This window comes from Gilliamella sp. wkB178, assembly GCF_001690705.1.
In the GTDB taxonomy this organism is placed as follows: Bacteria; Pseudomonadota; Gammaproteobacteria; order Enterobacterales; family Orbaceae; genus Gilliamella; species Gilliamella apicola_K.
Genome location: NZ_LZGK01000001.1, coordinates 168,965 through 188,789 on the forward strand (window position 1 = coordinate 168,965; position 19,825 = coordinate 188,789).

25 protein-coding genes are annotated in these 19,825 nt (G+C 36.2%); 16 read left to right on the plus strand and 9 right to left on the minus strand.

The genetic code is table 11. The features are described 5' to 3' along the window. Positions 1-2: 2 nt before the first annotated feature. The 5 genes from motA to A9G13_RS00790 form a co-directional block, all read right to left on the minus strand. Entirely contained in the window at positions 3-887 is an 885-nt protein-coding gene (gene motA / locus A9G13_RS00770) for a flagellar motor stator protein MotA (protein ID WP_065555727.1), read from the minus strand. Between the two features lie 74 nt (positions 888-961). Next, positions 962-1,558 (minus strand): flagellar transcriptional regulator FlhC, encoded by a 597-nt coding sequence (gene flhC, locus A9G13_RS00775; RefSeq protein ID WP_065555728.1) that lies wholly within the window; start codon positions 1,556-1,558, stop codon positions 962-964. A gap of 13 nt (positions 1,559-1,571) precedes the next feature. After that, on the minus strand, positions 1,572-1,901 hold the full coding sequence (flhD, locus tag A9G13_RS00780; protein WP_065555729.1) for a flagellar transcriptional regulator FlhD: 330 nt from the start codon (positions 1,899-1,901) through the stop codon (positions 1,572-1,574). 180 nt (positions 1,902-2,081) lie between these two features. Next, the gene (locus A9G13_RS00785) at positions 2,082-2,798 is read right to left on the minus strand and encodes an RNA polymerase sigma factor FliA (protein ID WP_065555730.1); all 717 of its coding nucleotides are present in this window, start codon (positions 2,796-2,798) and stop codon (positions 2,082-2,084) included. Between the two features lie 263 nt (positions 2,799-3,061). Then, positions 3,062-3,874, minus strand: coding sequence for a flagellin N-terminal helical domain-containing protein (locus A9G13_RS00790; RefSeq protein WP_065555731.1), 813 nt, complete (start codon positions 3,872-3,874; stop codon positions 3,062-3,064). Between the two features lie 319 nt (positions 3,875-4,193). Here A9G13_RS00790 and fliD point away from each other — a divergent pair, with 319 nt between their 5' ends. Genes fliD through fliT form a run of 3 tightly spaced genes read left to right on the plus strand, consistent with a single transcriptional unit; the run spans position 4,194 to position 6,377 of the window. Beyond that, complete coding sequence (fliD, locus tag A9G13_RS00795) at positions 4,194-5,627, plus strand: flagellar filament capping protein FliD (RefSeq protein ID WP_065555732.1); 1,434 nt, start codon at positions 4,194-4,196, stop codon at positions 5,625-5,627. 9 nt (positions 5,628-5,636) lie between these two features. Beyond that, positions 5,637-6,014, plus strand: coding sequence for a flagellar export chaperone FliS (fliS, locus tag A9G13_RS00800; RefSeq protein WP_065555733.1), 378 nt, complete (start codon positions 5,637-5,639; stop codon positions 6,012-6,014). A gap of 15 nt (positions 6,015-6,029) precedes the next feature. After that, a complete protein-coding gene (gene fliT / locus A9G13_RS00805; RefSeq protein WP_065555734.1) occupies positions 6,030-6,377 on the plus strand; it encodes a flagellar protein FliT in 348 nt (115 codons plus the stop codon). Between the two features lies 1 nt (position 6,378). Here the strand turns inward: fliT and fliE are convergent, their stop codons facing one another. Continuing rightward, positions 6,379-6,690 carry a flagellar hook-basal body complex protein FliE gene (gene fliE, locus A9G13_RS00810; RefSeq protein WP_065555735.1) on the minus strand — a complete coding sequence of 104 codons (312 nt, stop codon included), beginning with the start codon at positions 6,688-6,690 and terminating at the stop codon, positions 6,379-6,381. Positions 6,691-6,864: 174 nt separating this feature from the next. Here fliE and fliF point away from each other — a divergent pair, with 174 nt between their 5' ends. The 13 genes from fliF to fliR all read left to right on the plus strand — a co-directional run bounded on the left by fliF (position 6,865) and on the right by fliR (position 17,826). Next, positions 6,865-8,571, plus strand: a complete 1,707-nt coding sequence (gene fliF / locus A9G13_RS00815) for a flagellar basal-body MS-ring/collar protein FliF (protein WP_065555736.1) — start codon at positions 6,865-6,867, stop codon at positions 8,569-8,571. Beyond that, entirely contained in the window at positions 8,568-9,572 is a 1,005-nt protein-coding gene (gene fliG, locus A9G13_RS00820) for a flagellar motor switch protein FliG (protein ID WP_065555737.1), read from the plus strand. The genes fliF and fliG overlap by 4 nt, the downstream gene beginning before the upstream one ends. Continuing rightward, positions 9,565-10,317, plus strand: coding sequence for a FliH/SctL family protein (locus tag A9G13_RS00825; protein WP_065555738.1), 753 nt, complete (start codon positions 9,565-9,567; stop codon positions 10,315-10,317). The genes fliG and A9G13_RS00825 overlap by 8 nt, the downstream gene beginning before the upstream one ends. A 31-nt stretch (positions 10,318-10,348) precedes the next feature. After that, positions 10,349-11,692, plus strand: coding sequence for a flagellar protein export ATPase FliI (gene fliI / locus A9G13_RS00830; protein ID WP_218059113.1), 1,344 nt, complete (start codon positions 10,349-10,351; stop codon positions 11,690-11,692). A 9-nt stretch (positions 11,693-11,701) separates the two neighbouring features. Beyond that, positions 11,702-12,166 (plus strand): flagellar export protein FliJ, encoded by a 465-nt coding sequence (fliJ, locus tag A9G13_RS00835; protein WP_065555739.1) that lies wholly within the window; start codon positions 11,702-11,704, stop codon positions 12,164-12,166. Further along, the gene (locus A9G13_RS00840) at positions 12,156-13,382 is read left to right on the plus strand and encodes a flagellar hook-length control protein FliK (protein WP_065555740.1); all 1,227 of its coding nucleotides are present in this window, start codon (positions 12,156-12,158) and stop codon (positions 13,380-13,382) included. Before fliJ ends, A9G13_RS00840 begins: the two co-directional genes overlap by 11 nt. 286 nt (positions 13,383-13,668) lie before the next feature. Beyond that, positions 13,669-14,136 carry a flagellar basal body-associated FliL family protein gene (locus A9G13_RS00845; RefSeq protein WP_065555741.1) on the plus strand — a complete coding sequence of 156 codons (468 nt, stop codon included), beginning with the start codon at positions 13,669-13,671 and terminating at the stop codon, positions 14,134-14,136. A gap of 5 nt (positions 14,137-14,141) precedes the next feature. Next, positions 14,142-15,191, plus strand: a complete 1,050-nt coding sequence (fliM, locus tag A9G13_RS00850) for a flagellar motor switch protein FliM (RefSeq protein WP_065555742.1) — start codon at positions 14,142-14,144, stop codon at positions 15,189-15,191. Next, positions 15,184-15,561 (plus strand): flagellar motor switch protein FliN, encoded by a 378-nt coding sequence (gene fliN / locus A9G13_RS00855; RefSeq protein ID WP_081301110.1) that lies wholly within the window; start codon positions 15,184-15,186, stop codon positions 15,559-15,561. The genes fliM and fliN overlap by 8 nt, the downstream gene beginning before the upstream one ends. Beyond that, positions 15,561-16,001 carry a flagellar biosynthetic protein FliO gene (gene fliO / locus A9G13_RS00860; RefSeq protein ID WP_065555743.1) on the plus strand — a complete coding sequence of 147 codons (441 nt, stop codon included), beginning with the start codon at positions 15,561-15,563 and terminating at the stop codon, positions 15,999-16,001. Before fliN ends, fliO begins: the two co-directional genes overlap by 1 nt. 69 nt (positions 16,002-16,070) lie before the next feature. Then, positions 16,071-16,748, plus strand: a complete 678-nt coding sequence (gene fliP, locus A9G13_RS00865) for a flagellar type III secretion system pore protein FliP (protein WP_442902783.1) — start codon at positions 16,071-16,073, stop codon at positions 16,746-16,748. 8 nt (positions 16,749-16,756) lie between these two features. Beyond that, positions 16,757-17,026: a flagellar biosynthesis protein FliQ gene (gene fliQ / locus A9G13_RS00870; RefSeq protein WP_065555744.1), complete on the plus strand. Its 270-nt coding sequence runs from the start codon at positions 16,757-16,759 to the stop codon at positions 17,024-17,026. A 5-nt stretch (positions 17,027-17,031) separates the two neighbouring features. After that, positions 17,032-17,826 (plus strand): flagellar biosynthetic protein FliR, encoded by a 795-nt coding sequence (gene fliR / locus A9G13_RS00875; protein ID WP_065555745.1) that lies wholly within the window; start codon positions 17,032-17,034, stop codon positions 17,824-17,826. Between the two features lie 180 nt (positions 17,827-18,006). On the opposite strand, the gene A9G13_RS00880 is transcribed toward fliR, so the two are convergent. From A9G13_RS00880 to A9G13_RS00890, 3 genes are all read right to left on the minus strand, one after another. Next, positions 18,007-18,342 carry a zinc ribbon domain-containing protein YjdM gene (locus A9G13_RS00880; RefSeq protein ID WP_065555746.1) on the minus strand — a complete coding sequence of 112 codons (336 nt, stop codon included), beginning with the start codon at positions 18,340-18,342 and terminating at the stop codon, positions 18,007-18,009. A gap of 249 nt (positions 18,343-18,591) precedes the next feature. Further along, the gene (locus A9G13_RS00885) at positions 18,592-19,368 is read right to left on the minus strand and encodes a class I SAM-dependent methyltransferase (protein WP_065555747.1); all 777 of its coding nucleotides are present in this window, start codon (positions 19,366-19,368) and stop codon (positions 18,592-18,594) included. Positions 19,369-19,384: 16 nt separating this feature from the next. Then, positions 19,385-19,732, minus strand: a complete 348-nt coding sequence (locus A9G13_RS00890) for a cupin domain-containing protein (protein ID WP_065555748.1) — start codon at positions 19,730-19,732, stop codon at positions 19,385-19,387. Positions 19,733-19,825: the final 93 nt, after the last annotated feature.

Sequence of the window (19,825 nt, forward strand, 5' to 3'; positions counted from 1 at the left end):
GGTTAACTATTTTCAGCTTGGTTAGTGTTTTTTTCTTTAACTTCTTGAATATATTTTTCTAATTCAAAGAAGGTTGGCCGTTCATTAGTGAAAATAGTTTTTCTACCAAATTCAATGCAGATTTGCGGTGCATACTCATGCATACTGGCGATAAGTATGACTTTAGTGCACTCTAAAATTTTGATGGTATTGGCGTTTTTTTGTTTTAATAATGCCGCCAAGGGTGAAACAAAACCATATGCCAATAAAATACCTAAAAAAGTACCCACCATGGCGTGAGCAATGAGTTCACCCAGCTCACTGGCAGGGCGATCGGCTTGGGCTAAGGTATTAATCACCCCCATTACTGCGGCTACAATACCAAATGCCGGTAAACCATCACCGACACTGGAAATGGCATCTACTGGTTTTTCCAGTTCATGGGCATTGGTTTCGATTTCTTCATTCATTAATGCTTCAATTTCGTACACATCCATATTACCGCTGATCATCAGCCGTAAGTAATCGGTAATAAAATCACAAATTTGTGGATTAGCTAAGATGAGGGGGTATTGTTTAAATAATTCACTTTCTTTAGGATTATCAATATCCGCTTCGATAGATAAACCGCCATTTTGCCTGATCTTAGTTAAAATGGTGTACATTAAATTGATTAAAGTTAAATATAGCGCTTTGTTATATTTGGACTTTTTAAATAGTTGACCTAGGGCTTTAAGTGTGGCCTTTATCACTTTTATTTCATTACTGACAATGAATGCCCCGATTGCAGTACCACCAATAATAAGTAATTCTAAAGGTTGAAATAGTACTGCTAAATAGCCGCCACTTAAAACATAACCGGCTAATGCAGAAATGATGACAACAGCATATCCTATAATAATTGGCATTGGTTTTCCTTTTTTTCCATAAAATAATAATTGTTATTTTTAGGTATGTTTAATCTTTCGTCGTTATTAGCCGCCTAAAACTTAGCAAAGGCTGAATTAAAGTTGTTTACGGTAGCTAATACTTGCAGGCATTTAGCATGATTTTCTTTAGGGGTTTTATTATTCTTTTCCGCTCTTGATGGTGGTTGGCATAAACTACAAATAAAACTATTATTGGGTTGGTAAGCATGGGTAATGAAACGACCTTTACATTCTTTGCAACAAGATTGTTGCATCACATCACTTTCAACAAATTTGACTAAGATCCAGGCTCGGGTTACGCCGAGTACGGGTCCTTCATCATGAGTTAATTGGCATTGTTCTAAATAGAGTTGATAAGCTTTTAAAATCGAATGGATACCGGGTTTACTGCCATTTTGTACTATAAAATGATAAGCGTTATAAAATATACTGGAATGAATATTGGGTTCCCAGGTCATAAACCATGTGGTTGAAAACGGTAATAAGCCTTTGGGCGGCGGGCAACCATGAATTTCTTTATATAATTTAATCAGTTTACCACGACTTAATTTAGTCTCACTTTCGAGCATTTGGATCCTCGCTCCAAGTGAAATTAACCGAGTTGCTAATTGAACATCCTTATATTTTTGAATAATACTGGTATAACTCATCCGCATTTCCTATCTACTTATTAATTGAGTCTAATAGTAAGCTCGATAACAGAATCCCGGTATGCATTTGTTTAATATCTTTAACCCGAGAGTCTTCTGTAAGTTTTTTCATCATTTCTGAATTTTCGAATCTGAGTTGGAAGGTTAATTGGTTGGTTTCAGATAAAATTAACATTTGAGAGGCACTTAAATTACTTAGGATATCAGCAGTTTCTTCATCAATCCCTAATCGATACATTGCCATGATTTTATCTTTTTCAAGCATCCGTTGGCTTAATAATAAAGTTGAAAGGTTCAAATGATGTATACATTTGAGAATATCGTCATCTAGTACATTATCCAATTTAATCACCAATCCATATTTTTTAAATCCAGTATAAAACTATATATTCGTAAAAATATATGCCAGACAATGTTTTTATATTTAAAATTACATTTTTAAACGATAAAGGTCAATAAAAAAATTAATTTCTGTTTATTTTCGATAAATTGTGTATTAATTACGCTTTTTATTATTGATTTTCTATGATAGTACTTTACTTCTTATTCTTTTTATCGCTTGGCTATGCAGTTGGCTTACGCGTGACTCACTAATATTCATGACTTTACCAATCTCTTTTAGATTGAGATCTTCTTGATAATAAAGCGCTAAAGCAATTTTTTCTTTTTCGGGCAAATTATCAATTTGTTGGATAATAACGTTACGAATTTCATCACTAATAATGGCGGCAAAAGGATTGTTATCTGCCCCAGATTCAATCATTACATCTATGTTATCACCTAACTTTTTTTGCAATTCATCGTATGAACATATTTGGCTAACGTTAGAATCCAAGAGTATTTTATGATACTCAGCCAATGATACTTGTAAATATTCAGCAATTTGCTGATCTGTTGGCGTCACACCTAACTGTTGTTCTAATTGATTAATGGCATAAGTAACATCTTTTATTTTTTTACGAATTTGTCGTGGTAACCAGTCGCGCTTACGCAACTCATCTAACATAGCGCCTTTTATTCTAGGCACCGCAAAAGTTGCAAAGCTGTTACCTTGCGCTGCGTCATAGCGTTTAATGGTATCTAATAAGCCGATATAACCAACTTGGAGTAAATCATCAAGTTCTACTGTTGCAGGTAATCGAGCGACTAATTTTAAAGCTTCATTACGCACTAAATAGATATATTGTTGCCAATCTGTTTGATTCACTACACCTTGAGAGTTATATAAACTATCACCCATTTTTTGAACCAATATTAAAAATGCTTAATAGTATTATGGCGATGATTTATTAATTTAATGCGCGGAATAAGCCAATAAACAATAGGTAATTATTGTTATTAGAAAAGTTATTAGGTATGCAATTGTTAGAAATAGCGTCGTTAAAATTAATACTATTAAAACATTGTTATTAAAAAATGGTTATAGCACTAACGGTGTTAACTCGACAGCGTTAGTGCTAGTTTTATTAATTGAGTATAACGACTAAATCAGTGGTTAATATCTTACTGAAGTAAAGATAATACTGATTGTGGAACTTGGTTAGCTTGCGCTAATACAGAAGTACCGGCTTGTTGTAAAATTTGACCGCGAGTCATGTTTGATACTTCAGTGGCATAGTCAGCATCTTCAATACGGCTACGCGCAGAACTTAGGTTATTTACGGTGTTATTGATATTAGTTACCGTAGATTCAAATCGGTTTTGCACCGCACCAAGTTGTCCACGTAATGAATCAATTGTTGATAACGCTTTATCAATTGTTTTTAATGGATCAGCGGTTGGCGCATCAGAAACATTAAATGCCGCTAGGCCAAGCTCAGTGCTATCAATTTTTTTCAAATTGATTTCAATGGTTTCACCATCATTAGCACCTACTTGGATTTTAAGAGTTTTATCTTCTGATAATACTTTGGAACCATTGAAATCAGTTTGACGAGACACACGGTCGATTTCTTCTAAACGTTCAGTAATTTCATTTTGGATAGATTGTAAATCACTTTCAGAGTTAGTGCCATTAGCCGCTTGTACAGTTAGTTCACGAATACGTTGCACGTTATTGTTAATTTCATTTAATGCACCTTCCGTAGTTTGTGCAAGTGAAATACCATCATTAGCATTACGAGCAGCTTGAGTTAAACCACGAATATTTGATGAAAAACGGTTTGCAATTGCTTGACCAGCAGCATCATCTTTAGCGCTATTAATACGCATGCCTGATGAAAGGCGTTCAATTGCTGTGCCTAATACACTTTGTGAATTGTTTAGGTTATTTTTTGCCATTAAAGACATAGTATTGGTATTAATTACCTGTGCCATTTTTTATCTCCTTAAATATAATTAGTAAAATCAACTGTATATTGAAATCAGATTCAATATCTGTGCTGATGGATAAGTTATCGGTAGTAAAAATGGAAACTTTAATATTTTTGATATTTATGTCGGTAATCATAACAATTTTAGTATCGCTAATTTCTTATTATTTAATTATAAATCAGAAAATTAAACTGATTTAAACGCTAAGCTTAGCTTTAATCATCACCATAATTAATCATTATTAGCTAATAAATACCTAAACTTCTGCATTAATCTGCCGATATAACCCTATATCAAATAATTTTTATAGGTTGATTAAGTTATGGCAATGAGCGTATTAGGGATAGGTTCCGGGATTGATTTAAATGAAGTTTTAAATCAATTAGAGGCAGTGGAAAAAACACGTCTTACACCCATTACTAGCCAACAAAAAACTGTAAATGCCAAAATTAGTGGTTTTGGTAAGTTAAAAAGTTCTTTAACCGCATTTAATACCGCAACCCAAAAATTACAAAAACAAGAATTATTCCAAAGCCGCAATGCCGTTACTAACGATAATTATTTTGCGGTTAAAGTAAATAGTAAAGCCGCCTTAGGTAATTATGTGGTGACCGTTGATCAGTTAGCTACTTCTCATAGTGTTGCTACCACCGCGATGACTGATAAAACCGCTTTGCTTGGTAATGACAATGAATCACGGACCATTACCATTGAGCAAGCTAATGGCGATAAACTAGAAGTTGTTTTAGGTAAAGATGAGACTTCTTTACAAGCCATTGCTGATGCGATTAATAATGCGCAAGTGACTAATGCCGATGGCACCGCTAGTGCTTCGACCATGAATGCTAGCATCGTGCGTTCAGGAACTAATAATTATCAATTAGTCATTACTTCCAAAGAAACCGGTGAACAACAAGCCATTACGGCTATCTCGTCGGATGATGAACAGTTAAATAGTGTTATTGGTTTTGATAACAAGCAGCCGAGTACTAGTGCTATGAGTGAAGTTTGCCAAGCTCAAGATGCTAAATTTACTTTCAATGGCATTGCTATAACTAGCGCGACAAACACAGTGAAAGATGTGATAGCAGGAGTGGATATTACCTTAAAAGCCACGACGCCAACTAGTCAGAATTTAGCCATAACTGCCGATAACGACAAGGCTGAAGAAGCGATTAAGCAATGGGTAGAAGCCTTTAATCAATTGCAAGCAACCATAGCCACATTAACCCAATTCACAGCTAAAGAAACCAATACAGATGAACTAAATAATAATAATGGTCCACTAATTGGCGATGCTACCTTACGTAATATTGATCAAAGTATTCGTTCAATATTTGCTAAGGGGCAAAGTGGCGAATTTACAGTTTTAGCTCAAATTGGCATTAACATGGATAACAATGGCACATTGACGATTAATGAAAATCAGTTGCAAAAAGCATTAAGCGAAAATAGTGATGCGGTGGCGCAGTTATTTATTGGTAATGGTGAAACCACTGGCATTGCCAATGAGGTAGTGGCTAAAGTTAGTAGTTTTATTGATAGTGAAGGGATGATTGATTCGGTCACTAATGGTTTAAACTCAACCTTAAAATCATTAGATAAACGTTATGAACAGGTGAATAGTTCTATTGAACAAACTATTGAACGTTATCGGGTTCAGTTTACGAAGTTGGATGTATTAATTAACTCTTTAGATAGCATGAGTAATTATCTCACCACGCAATTTGACATGATGACCAATTTAAAAAAATAGGACCAAACAATGTATAAAGTAGGATCTCAAGCTTACCAACAAGTGAATTTAGAAACTTGTGTTAGCCAAGCATCACCCCATCAATTGATTGTGTTATTATTTGATGGTGCACTCAATGCCATGCGCTTAGCTGATTTATACATTCAAAAAGGCAATATTGCTGGTAAAGGTAAAGCTATATCTAAAGCCATAAATATAATTGATAACGGTCTTAAAAGTTGTTTAGATTTGGAACAAGGTGGTGAAATAGCTGAAAACCTTGATAATTTATATCGTTACATTAGCCAGCAATTAGTGCTAGCTAATTTACATAATGATCAGGATAAATTACACCTGTGTTTTGATTTACTTAATAATATTGCCGAATCTTGGCGTGAAATTGCTTAGTTATAGGAACGGATGATGCTAACAAGTAATTTATTAAATGATTATCAACAATTTAGTTTGCTTACCAAACAAATGGTACACTTGGCGCGCGATCAGCAGTGGGATTTATTATTGGATTGCCAGACTCAATATCAACAATTATCCGCAGATTTAATGGGCGATGGTGAAATAACCACCATTAAACAATTAGCTAATTCTGGGCAACAGACAATCTTAAATTATATCAAAGAGATATTAAATCATCAGCAACAGTTACGCCAATTAATTTACGATCAACATACTAAACTTGGTCAATTAATTGGTGAGAAGGTGAGTCAACATTCACACCTTCAAGATTATTATCAAGTTGCTAACTTGATTTAATTTAGATATTCATGTTCATAATTTCTTGATAAGCAGCAACGAGTTTATTGCGGACTTGAATGCCAAATTGCAATGAAACCGACGATTTTTGCATATTTACCATTACTTGGTTTAATGCGATATTCGGTTCACCCATTTCAAAGGCTTTAGCTGTATTACTTGCCTGAATTTGTGTTTGACTAATAGCATCTAATGCTTTCGTTAATTCACTCAGGAATTGGTTATCATTGGTCAGATTGGGTTGTTGAGCAATACCTTCTGTTGTCGGTGGTGTTATTGCTGTCACTGAATGAAATGGATTTATTATAGTCATCGGTATTAATCTACGATTATTGGTTTTAATTACATACTTTAATCTAGCATATAACCAAAATTCTAAAAGCTATAAGTAAGGGGTAAACAAGGTGCTTTTTAATCTATTGATTTTTTAAAATACACAGATAATAAACTACAGAATTAATCTAGCCAGTTTAGAATCGAGATTGTTATGGATAGCCAGAACGCCGGCACTAAAGATAAATCAAAGCTAAATAAGTTACCTTTTATTAATCTGTTAAAACAAAATTATAAAATGGTACTACCCATTATAGGCGTAGTCATTATTGCTATAGCTAGTATTACCTATTTATGGCTTAAAGATGAAACGTATGGTGTTTTATTTAGTAATTTGAATGATAAAGATGGCGGCGAAATTATTAGCCAGCTAGATAAAATGAATATCCCTTATCGTTTTTCATCTTCCGGTTCAACCATTCTAATCCCTGAAAATAAAGTTTACGACACTCGTTTACGTATTGCGCAGCAAGGCTTACCCAAAGGTGGAGCTATTGGTTTTGAGTTGCTCGATAAAGAAAATTTTGGTATGAGTCAATTCAATGAGCAAATCAACTATCAGCGTGCTTTAGAAGGTGAATTGTCGAGAACTATTGCCATAATTAGTAGCATTGCTGATGCTCGAGTGCATTTAGCAATGCCGAAGCCATCGTTATTTGTTCGTGAAAGAAAGTTCCCTTCTGCTTCTGTAGCCTTAACTTTATTACCCGGACGAACTTTATCTCAAGGACAAATTGCTGCCATTATTCACTTAATTTCTAGCAGTGTTCCGGAACTACAAGCCGATAAAGTCACCATTATTGATCAACATGGTAATTTGCTAACTGGTGACAATTACCGTGAAAAAAATGCTAATGTCGCCCAATTAGAATTTAGTGAACGCATTGAAAATAGTATTCGTGAGCGCGTCGAAAAAATAATTATCCCGATTATGGGTAAAAATAATGTGATGGTACAGGTCAATGCTGATGTCGATTTTAGTCGGCAAGAATCAACCTCGGAAACGTATGATCCTAATAGTGATTTGGCTAATCAAACCATGCGTAGTAAACAGCAAGTTGAAAACCGCCAATTAGCTAATAGTCAGGGTGTTGGTGGCGTGCCTGGTGCCTTATCAAATCAACCAGTACCCACACCGAGTGCGCCAATTGATGAAGAAGCGCCGTCAACCGAAAAAGACGAAAAGCCAAAAATTTATAATTCACAATTGAATAACACGGTAAATTTTGAAGTAAATAAACAAATTATCCATAGTCAAATCCCCGAAGGGCGAATAAAGCGCTTATCCGTTGCGGTATTGGTTAACTATAAATTTGTGACTGCCGAATCAGAAGCAAATGAGAATCAAGAAAATGACAGTACTGCGGTTACTACCAATCATTGGACCAAACTGGATAGCGATGAGCTTAAAAATATTGAAGCATTAGCGCGCCAAGCTATGGGCTTTTCTGATTTACGCGGTGATACCTTAACAGTGGCTAATTTAAAATTTACCAATCAAATATTTGATGAGGATGACATGCCTGCATTTTGGAAAACGGCGGAATTTTACCAATTAGTTAAATCCATCATCCAATACCTAATTTTATTTTTAATCTTATGGTTGCTTTGGCGCAAGCTTTTAAAATCAATGTGGCTGAAATTACAACAGCAGTTTTTTAATACCCCAAATACAACCACTGACACGCAGGCTAATTTAGACGGTAAGTTGGATTATAAAGCGCATAGTAAACAGCAACAGAAAATATTCGAAGATAATATGCAGCAACAACAATATATTCGACAACTTGTCGAGAAAGAACCTCGAGTTATGGCATTAATTATTCGTGGTTGGATGCATAATGGGGATGCTAATAAATGAAATTAACTGAATCTCAAAAAGCAGCTACGGTATTAATGGTATTAGGGGAAGAACTTGCAGCCAAAGTGTTGCAATATCTTAGCCCTAAAGAAGTACAACAAATTAGTAGTTCTATGGTGTCATTACCGCAACTTTCTCAAGATCAATTGAAAAGTATCTTAAATGAATGCCAACTAACCTTGGAACAATGTGCGGTGTTAAACTCCAATACCAATACTAATGAATATTTACGTTCAATATTAGAAAAATCAATTGGTACAGAAAAAGCCAATCGCTTACTCGATGAATTGTTAGATACCGGTAGGGAAGACACTACTGATGGTCTTAAAATGTTAAATTATGTTGAGGCTGCTCGTGCGGTTGATTTAGTTAAAAAAGAACATCCACAAATTATTGCCACTATTCTAGTCCACTTAAACCGTGATTTAGCGGCGGAAATTCTAAATTTATTTGATGATGAATTACGTAATGATGTGATGTTACGGATCGCTACTTTTGGTGGCGTTGAGCCTTCGGCGTTGGAAGTTTTATCGACTTCTTTATCTACTTTATTACATGGGCAAAATGTGAAACTTAATAACTTAGGTGGCATCCGTACCGCGGCAGAAATTATTAACTTAATGAAGAGTCAGCAAGAAGAATTGGTTATTGGGGCTTTACGTGATTATGACGCAGAATTGGCGCAAAAAATCATTGATGAAATGTTCTTGTTTGAAAATCTGGTTGAAGTTGATGACAGAAGTATCCAACGGCTACTTAAAGAAATCGATAATGAAACATTGATAATTGCCTTGAAAGGCGCATCAACTAGCTTGCGTGACAAATTACTTAGTAACATGTCCCAACGTGCCGCGGCTATTCTGCGTGAAGATCTAGAAAATCGCCCACCAGTGCGCTTGTCACAAGTGGAAACCGAACAGAAGAAAATTTTGGTTATAGCAAGGCGATTAGCCGAAAGTGGTGAAATGATCTTAAGTAGTGGTGATGACGAATATGTATAATCAATCGAATATACTTAACTGGCAACCGCTAAATTTTCGGGATTTGTCGTCCAGTAAACGATCACAATTAAGTAAGGACAAGCGAGTTAAAACCATTGATATACCCGAATCAGAACCACAGCCAGTAATGGCAGCCGTTGATCCAGCAGTGATTGAGCAAGATTTACAACAATTAAAGGCACAAATTAAGGCGCAGGCTTATCAAGAAGGTTTTGATTTAGGTAAACAACAAGGCCTTATTGATGGTAACCAAATAGGTTATGAACAAGGTTTCCAGTTGGGTCAACAGGAAGGGCGACAACATATTGAACAACAACTTAATGCTGAAAAAACTAATGCAGTGCAGGCAATAACCCATTTAATGAGCAATTTTGAGCAGTCTCTTCACGATATTGACGAATTAATTGTGCCTAAATTAGTTGATTTAGCGTTATTAGCGGCACAAAAGACCGTTGGTTCAATCTCAAAAGTAAAACAAAAACAATTAGTGCATACCATCAAAACGTTAATAGAACAGTGTACGCTATTATCGGAACCTTTGTTATTACATCTTAATCCTGATGATTTAGTTTTGTTAGCGCCGCTATTGGGTGAACAAATTAAGCAAGATAATTGGCAATTAATCGCCGATCCTAATATTGAATCCGGTAATTGTAAGTTGTTGTCTGATAACAATGAAATTGATGCCAGTTGCACAAATCATTGGCAGATAATGGCTGATTGTGTCCAAGGAGAAAGTGATTAAGGTGCGTTTTTCTTGTCGGTGGTCAACCAAAATTACTCAAGCACAGGAGCAATTGCAATCGGTATCGTTGATACGTCAATACGGACGATTAGTTAAAGCTTCAGGATTGGTGTTGGAAGCGATCGGCTTAAAATTACCCTTAGGTTCAAATTGTTTTGTTGAAAGGCAGTTAGCCAATAAAACCGAAGCGGTGGAATGTGAAGTCGTGGGTTTTCATGATCAGGTGCTTTACCTGATGCCTTTTGAATCAACAGATGGTATTTTGTTAGGTGCTAGAGTTTATACATCACAATATGAGTTGGCGCATTTTAGCCATAAATTGTTACCCATAGGTAAAGCATTATTAGGGCGAGTACTGGATGCTACAGGCAAACCTTTAGATGGCAAACCTTTGCCTGATCATGTTAAGTTTCAAGGGCTCGCCAATAAAACCCTTAATCCATTACAACGAACGCCAATTCACCAAGTTTTGGATGTTGGGGTAAGGGCGATAAATGCCTTGTTAACGGTTGGTCAAGGGCAACGCATGGGGTTATTTGCTGGTTCTGGTGTTGGCAAAAGTGTTTTACTTGGCATGATGGCGCGTTATACCAAAGCCGATATTATTGTGGTGGGTTTAATTGGTGAACGTGGGCGTGAAGTTAAAGATTTTATTGAAAATATATTAGGTGAAGAAGGCTTAGCCAGAGCGGTGGTGGTTGCCGCCCCAGCGGATGTTTCACCTTTATTACGCCTGCAAGGTGCGGCATATGCGACTAAAATCGCCGAGAGTTTTCGCGATCAAGGTTTTAATGTGTTACTGATTATGGATTCATTAACCCGTTATGCTATGGCGCAACGCGAAATTGCTTTAGCCATTGGCGAACCACCTGCGACCAAAGGGTACCCGCCATCGGTATTTGCTAAATTACCGGCATTAGTTGAGCGAGCGGGTAATGATGCCAGCGGCAATGGATCGATTACCGCATTTTATACGGTATTGACTGAAGGTGATGATCAGCAAGATCCGATAGCTGATTCAGCTAGAGCTATTTTGGACGGACACATTGTGTTATCACGAGCTTTAGCCGAATCCGGGCATTACCCGGCTATTGATATTGAAGCTTCAATAAGCCGCGTAATGACTGATCTAACAGCTCCAGAAAATGAGCAAAAATCCCGCTTATTTAAACAACTGTTTTCAAGTTATCAGCGTAATCGCGATTTGATTAATGTTGGTGCTTATGTAGCCGGGACTGATGCGTTATTAGATAAAGCCATAACACTATTCCCAATGATGCAAAAATTCTTACAACAAGGTATGCATGAACATTGTAGTTATCAAGAAGCATACCAACAGTTAGTTAATATTGTGGCACCAGAGTTAACCGGTTAGGAGTAAATTATGATCAACAAGAATCCTAGTCAATTAGCGTTTATAACCTTAAAAAAATTAGCGCAAAAAGCAGTAGACGATACTTTACTCAAGTTAAAAAAGGCCAACGAAAATTATCATAATGCTAAAACGCAGTTAGATGTTTTAAATGGTTATTATCATGAATATCAACAAAAGTTAGCCGATGCGTTAACGTTGGGGATCACCGGTGGAGAACTGAATAATTTTAATGCGTTTATTGCCACTATAGAGCAAGGAATTAATCAACAACAACAGTTGTTAGTTACCTTAAATATGCAACAAAAACAAATAACCGCCAAATTTAATCAGCACCAAAAGCAACTTAACACTTATACCACCTTATTAACCAAACAGCAGCAACAATATCAACAACAACAAAATCGGTTACAACAAAAACTGACTGATGAATTTGCTCAGCAACAATTAGCCAGGAGAATAATCAATGAATATTAATATTATTAACGATTTGCCATCAATTCAGTCAGCGGAGTCGCTAACAGATGATTTAGCCGTTAGTGATGATTTATTTCAACAATTATTACAGTTTAATAACCAATCTTTCCAAGATACTGATAAGTTATCTGCTACGGTAAAACCAGCCGTAAACAGTGACAATGATGAAACAGAAGATTTAGCCGTAAATCCTGATATGGTTGCCATGATTATGCCTTTGTTAGACCAACAAGTTGTAGCGCCAAGTCAATTGTTAACAGTTAGTAGCCCAACAAATGTAAACGAGCAGTTAAATAATCGGTTACTCACTACCCATACAACTTTGCTAAATGAATTTGATCAGATAAAGGCAAAGTTACCCATTGATTTTAGTATTGCTACGCAATCAACGCCAATCATTAATCAGCAGTTAGCGCCATCCGTATTATCAACAGTATTATCATCAGCACAATTAACTCATAACCCTCAACCCCAACTAGCTAAAGCTACACAATCAGCGCTTAATCATCAATTAATTGAAGCTGATATTGAAACTGCAACTGCAACTGCAACTAAGCCATTCTCTGTTATTGCATTAACACTTGCAGGTGAACCATCGCTACATAGCAACTATACTGAGAGTGTTAGTACAATGGTGGCAAAAACCAATTTTCCTGATGATCATTTGGCAACTACTACTGATAGTAAACCACAATTAATAACTACCCATGCAGTTAATGCTTTTATGCCTGATAATCATGTGCAAATTTCGTCATCATCATCAGTTACCATGCCACAAACGCTGAACTTATCCATGCCAGTTAATATCAATCAATGGCAAACTTCATTAACTCAGCAAATAGTGATGTTAACACGGCAAAATATCCCCACTGCGGAAATTAAATTACATCCTCAGGAATTGGGTTCATTACATATTAAATTGAGTATGCATGACGATAAAATAAATCTGCATTTGTTGGCTGCCCATGCTACAGTAAAAGGCGTATTAGAATCAGCATTACCTTTACTAAAAACTTCATTAGAACAACAAGGGATCACCCTACAGCAAGCAGATGTGAGTGATTCTTCTATGATGAATGATTCACAGCAATCGCCAATGTTTCAACAATCCAAAACGAGTAAACCAACAAAATTAGTCTTAACCAATGAAGAACCAGAACTTGAAACACCATTAAGTCAAACTCAAGCATCAGCAGGTTTGAGTATATTTGCCTAACAATTAATGGCTTATTGATAGTTAATATTGATGATAACCACAATTGAAAACGCAGAATAGATGGTATTTTTATCGCCTATTCTTTAAATCAATTTTGTAAACATACTTTATCATGCTAGTTATTTAATATATCCAATGGCGTTGTGAAGAAAATATTGACGATAAAGCTAGATTTAATGTGAGGAACATTAAGATTTAACTTATTAAATGTTAACAAGTTATTTTGAATTCCAGCCAACTTATTGGTTATAAATATATTTAATTTTTTACTGAGACCATAATCAATATGCCAACTACCAAGAAAAAAGTAAGTATTTTAATCATAATACTGAGCCTAATTACGTTGCTAGCTTCCGGTGCGGCGGTTTATTTTTGGTATCAAAAACAACCCACCCATACCGTGACCGTTCCTGAAGCTCAGCCCATTTCAGCACCGGTATTTATTACCTTAAAACCTTTCACCACCTCATTACCAATTGATGAAGATAGTGTTGATCTTAACAAGGTTTTGTACATAGGTATGGTATTGCGCATTGCCGATGAAGATCAAAAAACGGTGTTGTTGGAGTATTTACCGGAAGTTAGGAGTGATGTGTTACTGTTAGTATCCAAACAGAATGTTAACAAATTAAAAACCGAGTCCGGTAAACTTGAATTGCAAGAACAGGTTAAAGCTACGTTATCTCGGCAATATGACAGCAAACATTTGGTAAAAATTGACGAAGTTTTGTTTACTGATTTTATTATACGGTGATTACTATGTCTGATAAGCAGCAGTCACAAGCAGACATTAATGAACATGAAGATCTAGAACAAGTAACTGATAGCCAAGCAGTTAGTACCGCAGATGCACCGGAGGATGAACTAAACCCTGCCGTAACCTTAGGTAAGAAAACAGATGTACGCCCTTATGATTTATCAGTAAAGCATAATTTTATTCCTGAGCGACTTACTGCCTTAGAAATTATTAATGAACGTTTTGCGCGGCAATTTAGAATCGGTTTATTTAATCTATTACGGCGTAATACGGATGTCATTGCCTCGCCGATTGAACCACAAACGTTTAATGAATTTTCGTCCATTTCAGCAACCAATCATTTGAATTTAGTTCATCTTAATCCGTTAAGAGGATCTGGGTTATTTTCGTTTTCGCCTGAATTAGTCTTTATTGTGGTGGATACTTTATTTGGTGGTGATGGGTATATTTCACGGCTGGAAACAGAAGAACGCGAATTTACCCATACCGAACAACAAATTATTAAGCGCGTTTTAGAATTAGCGTTAACCATTTATCAAAACGCATGGGCCGATATTTATAACATTGAAACTGAATATATTCGTTCGGAAATACAGAGTAAATTTACTAATATCACCAATACTCCGGATGATATTGTCTTAAATTCTACCTTCTCAGTGGAAATAGGTAATTGCAAAGCAAAATTTTGTATTTGTATTCCCTATTCAATGGTGGAACCGATTAAAGAGTTGCTAATTAAACCACCGAGTGAACAGCAATCTTATCAAGATGATAAGGTGTGGATGAGTTCTTTAACCAGTGGCATCAAACAGTCCATGGTTGAATTGGTAGCCAATTTTAGCCAGATCCACACGACAGTTGCCAAGCTGCTGGCTTTAAAAGTGAATGATATTTTAGTAATCGAAAAGCCGACCAGCCTCGATGTCACAGTAGGCGGGGTGCCAATACTAAAAGGCCATTATGGCAAAGTGAATAAACAATATGCAATTCAAGTAGAGCAGGTGATTAATCCTGTATTAGAGCAATTGAATGAGGGTATGCTCAATGACTGATGTTAACCAAATTGATGACGATAACCAAACCGATAGTAATAGTGACGATTTGCTGACTAAGGAAGCGATTTTTGAAACGCTATCACCGCAACAGACACAAGACAATAAACAAGATATTAATCTTATTTTAGATATTCCCGTTAGTATGAGTGTTGAACTTGGTCGCACTAAAATGGCGATTAAAGATCTATTAAATTTAACTCAAGGTTCGGTTATTGCTTTAGATGGTTTAGCCGGTGAGCCGTTGGACATTTTAATCAATGGTTATTTAATCGCACAAGGTGAAATTGTGGTAGTGGGTGACAACTATGGTGTCCGCATTACTGACATAATTACACCTTCAGAACGTGTACGTAGATTGAGTCGCTAATGAGTAATAACCTATTAGATGCAACTCAAACTTCAGAGTTAACCACCTATTCAGCCATAACTACTTCAGCATCGGCACCGGATGTGAATTTTTATTCACATGCCGGAACATCCATTGGGCTACCCTTTATCGGCATTATTAGCATCATCCTTGTGCTAGGATGGTTAGTAAAGCGGTTCGGTGGCAAAAATACTACCGGTAATTTAATTGATATCAAAGCCAGTTATGTCATCAACCCCAAAGAACGTATTATCTTAGTTCAGGTCGATCAGCAATTATTGTTGATAGGGGTAACGCCGCAGCAAATGACATTACTACATACACTAAGCGAAGAACGCAGCCAGATATTATTGTCACAATCAACGGCGGTTAATGATTGTTTGAAAAAGAGTTTATTTCAGCAAATATTGCAATCCACCCTAAAAAGTAACAAGGAATAACCAATTTTGCGCATAAAATTGACATTTTTACTCAGTTTATTTTTATTTAGCCAATACAGTTATGCTGAAATTTTGCCGTTATCGATTATAAGTGAACCGGTAGCCAATGGTGGCCAAAGTTGGTCATTACCCGTTGAGACTTTAGTCTTCCTGAGTTTACTGACTTTTATTCCGGCAATTTTGCTATTAATGACCAGTTTTACCCGAATTATTATTGTGTTAGGGTTATTGCGTAATGCACTGGGTACCCAATCAGCACCTCCCAATCAAGTTATTTTAGGTATCGCTTTATTTATGACATTTTTTATCATGTCCCCGGTGATAGATAAGATTTATCAAGATGCCTATATACCTTATTCTCAAGATCAAATTACTATGCAACAAGGCCTGACCACCGCTGCTAAGCCATTACGTGAATTTATGTTAACGCAAACGCGCGAAGCTGATCTTGGCTTATTTGTTAATATGGCGCACCTCAATGATATTGCCACTCGAGACGATATTCCATTAAGAGTATTGGTTCCGGCGTTTGTGGTTAGTGAATTAAAAACGGCTTTTCAAATTGGCTTTACCATTTTTATTCCTTTTTTGGTTATCGATTTGGTTGTTGCCAGTACCTTAATGGCGCTCGGGATGATGATGGTGCCACCAGCAACGGTGTCATTACCTTTTAAATTAATGTTATTTGTGTTGGCTGATGGTTGGCACTTGTTATTAGGTTCATTAGCCCAAAGTTTTTTTAGTTGAGGAGCATTATGCCAACAGAATATATTAGTAGCTTAGCCATGCAGGCGATAAAAGTTGCTGCATCACTGGCAGGGCCGTTACTTTTGGCAGCTTTAATTACCGGATTAATTATTAGTTTATTACAAGCGGCCACGCAAATTAATGAAATGACATTATCGTTCATCCCTAAAATTATCGCTGTTATTGTGGTATTAGTGGTTTTAGGGCCATCGATGTTATCGATTATGGTTGACTATATCAAAATAGTGATCACCGGCATTCCCAATTTAACTAATTAAAGCCAATGGATTACGCTATTGATAGCCTATTTAATATTGATTTTTTCTCATTAATTACTGATTGTTTTTTTCCTTTTGTGCGCCTATTAGCATTAATTATGGTCGCACCTATTACTGGTGACAAAGAGCTCCCTAGTCGAGTAAAAATAGCGTTAGCATTATGTATTGCGATACTCCTGCCATTACCAAGAGCTGCTGACAATATCACTTTATTTTCGTTAATGGGAATATGGATAATTTTGCAACAAATAGTGGTAGGAGTCATGATCGGTTTTGCTATGCAAATTACTTTTATGACTGTGAGGTTTGCGGGCGAATTAATTAGCATGCAAATGGGATTAGGTATGGCGACCTTTTTTGATCCCATTGGTGGACCGTCAACCTCAGTACTATCACGATTAATTAACATCATTACGTTATTAATATTTTTAAGTGTCGATGGTCATTTATGGTTATTCCATGCCCTAGCCACTAGTTTTGACATTATTCCGGTTGGCGTTATGCCATTAAAAGACAATGGTTTTTTAGCATTAATTGAGGTGAACGCGTTATTATTTATTAACGGCATCATATTAGCATTACCTTTAATGACATTGTTGTTGATCATCAATATGGCGCTAGGATTATTAAATAGAATCACGCCGCAATTATCCATTTTTGTGGTAGGGTATCCGTTGACATTATTATTAGGATTAACCATGTTAACTTATTTAATTGCCACATTACCGACTTTTGCTGAGTTTATTTTTGAACAAATGTTTGCCAGAATCGCATCGATGTTATGGTATTTAGTTGATTAATTAGCAGCGCCTATTTTTTGTCAAGATGTTTCCTGAGAAGTATACGTTTCAGTATAAAAATACTAACCAATATAGTATGAATAGATTATAAACAGCCTAAAATCAGTAGGCAACTTAATGGTGAAGAAGAAAATAACGAGGATTTTAATGCTGAAAGTATCAGCATTAAATCAATTGAGATTATGCTTTTTTGACAAAGCATGCTTTGAGCATGATTTTCATACCATCAATTTTACAATCAATTTCATGATCGCCTTCGACTAAACGAATACCTTTGGCTTTAGCACCTTTTTTCAGCACGGTAGACGAGCCTTTCAATTTAAGGTCTTTAATTAAAATAATATCGTCACCATCGGCAAGTAAATTACCATTACTGTCTTTTACTTGTAATTCATCATTAGTGCTAGAAGCTTCGTTAGGGTCCCATTCATGAGCGCATTCAGGGCAGATGTAAAAAGTACCATCTTGATAAGTATGTGGTGATTGGCAAATAGGGCAATTAGGGATTGAGTCCATGATTTATGATTTTTCCAAATTAAATAAAATGGTGCTTACTATACCAAAAAAACGCCGTTAAGTCATGGCAGGGCGGCGCAAAATTTGGTTAAATTGGCTACTTTTTGCATTGAAATCAGGCTAAAATTCATGATTATCGGCAATTTAGTCAGTTTTATTTCGGTCAATTAGCTCAGGTTTACCATAATAAGCGTAAACCTGAAAAGTTATTAGTTGCTCACATATGTTATTAATTTAAGTCGTGTTAAATTAAGTTGTTAATTGAGGTTTAACACTACATAAAGCAATATAATTAAGTTGCTGGCTATTATGCTTAAAGGTGGTAAACATTTTAAAAAACTGAGGGCGATTCTGTTTGCGTAATGCATTGCGTATAATTTTGAGAGTTCCTAACCAACCTTCATCAGTGATCATGCCTTTGGGTGACATTAGCGTCATAGCATTATGGCTTGATTTAATATCGGTAAAGCCGATACCTGCAAAAAGTTCAAGCCAAGCATCATAACTAATCGGCTGGGCATTGACATTAATTGCTTGGTGTATACGGTCAATGATCTCTTGAGCTTGTTCCGGGTGCACTAACATAATGTCATGCGTGAGTAGTTTACCGCCGGGTTTTAATACGCGAAAATACTCTTTGAGTAGATGCGCTTTTGCTTTATTGACATACATAGTTAGCATGGCTTCGTTAATCACAATATCAAAGCTGTTATCGGCAAAGGGTAATTTAGAGGCATCAGCCTGTTGTACATTAACTAAATGGCTAACTTTATTTTTGGCGATATTTTGTTTTGCTTGCTCAAGTGCTAGTTTATCCATATCTATGCCAGTAACATGACAACCAAAACGTTTGGCAATTTCAATTGAGGTGGTGCCCATATTACATGCAATTTCTAATACCTGGCTTTGTGGTGTAAACCCTGCCTGTTGAAACAACCATTCAGTTGCAGTTTTACCACCAGGACGTAGCCGGGTTTTACCCAAACGGGCTAGGAATTTATGCCCGGCTTCTTTTTTATTATTCATGATGAAATTCCTTAAATTAATTGGTTTTTAATGTAATTTCTCGCAACATGATCAATAACATTTTGGCCGCTTGTGGGGCTTCAACTGCATGCGGAATATTGGCTGGCATTCTTACAATCGTGCCCGGTGTTGCCTTAACGGGTTTACCGTCGATGATTAAAGTGAGTTCCCCATCAATTACCATGACAAGCGCATCGAATGGGGCACTGTGTTCGGATAATCCTTGTCCTTTATCAAAAGCAAATAGCGTTAAATTGCCACCAGAGGTTTTGGCTAAAATTCGGCTGGCAATACCTTGTTCAGTTGGGCTAATTAGTGATGCCAATTCAAGTGCTTGAGCCGGGGTAATAGTATTATTTGACATAAGATGCTCCTGTAAATTATTAATAAAAAATACTTATTTTGTGTATGCTGGTAATAACCTAATAAAAATAAAACATTATATTTCATATGGTTA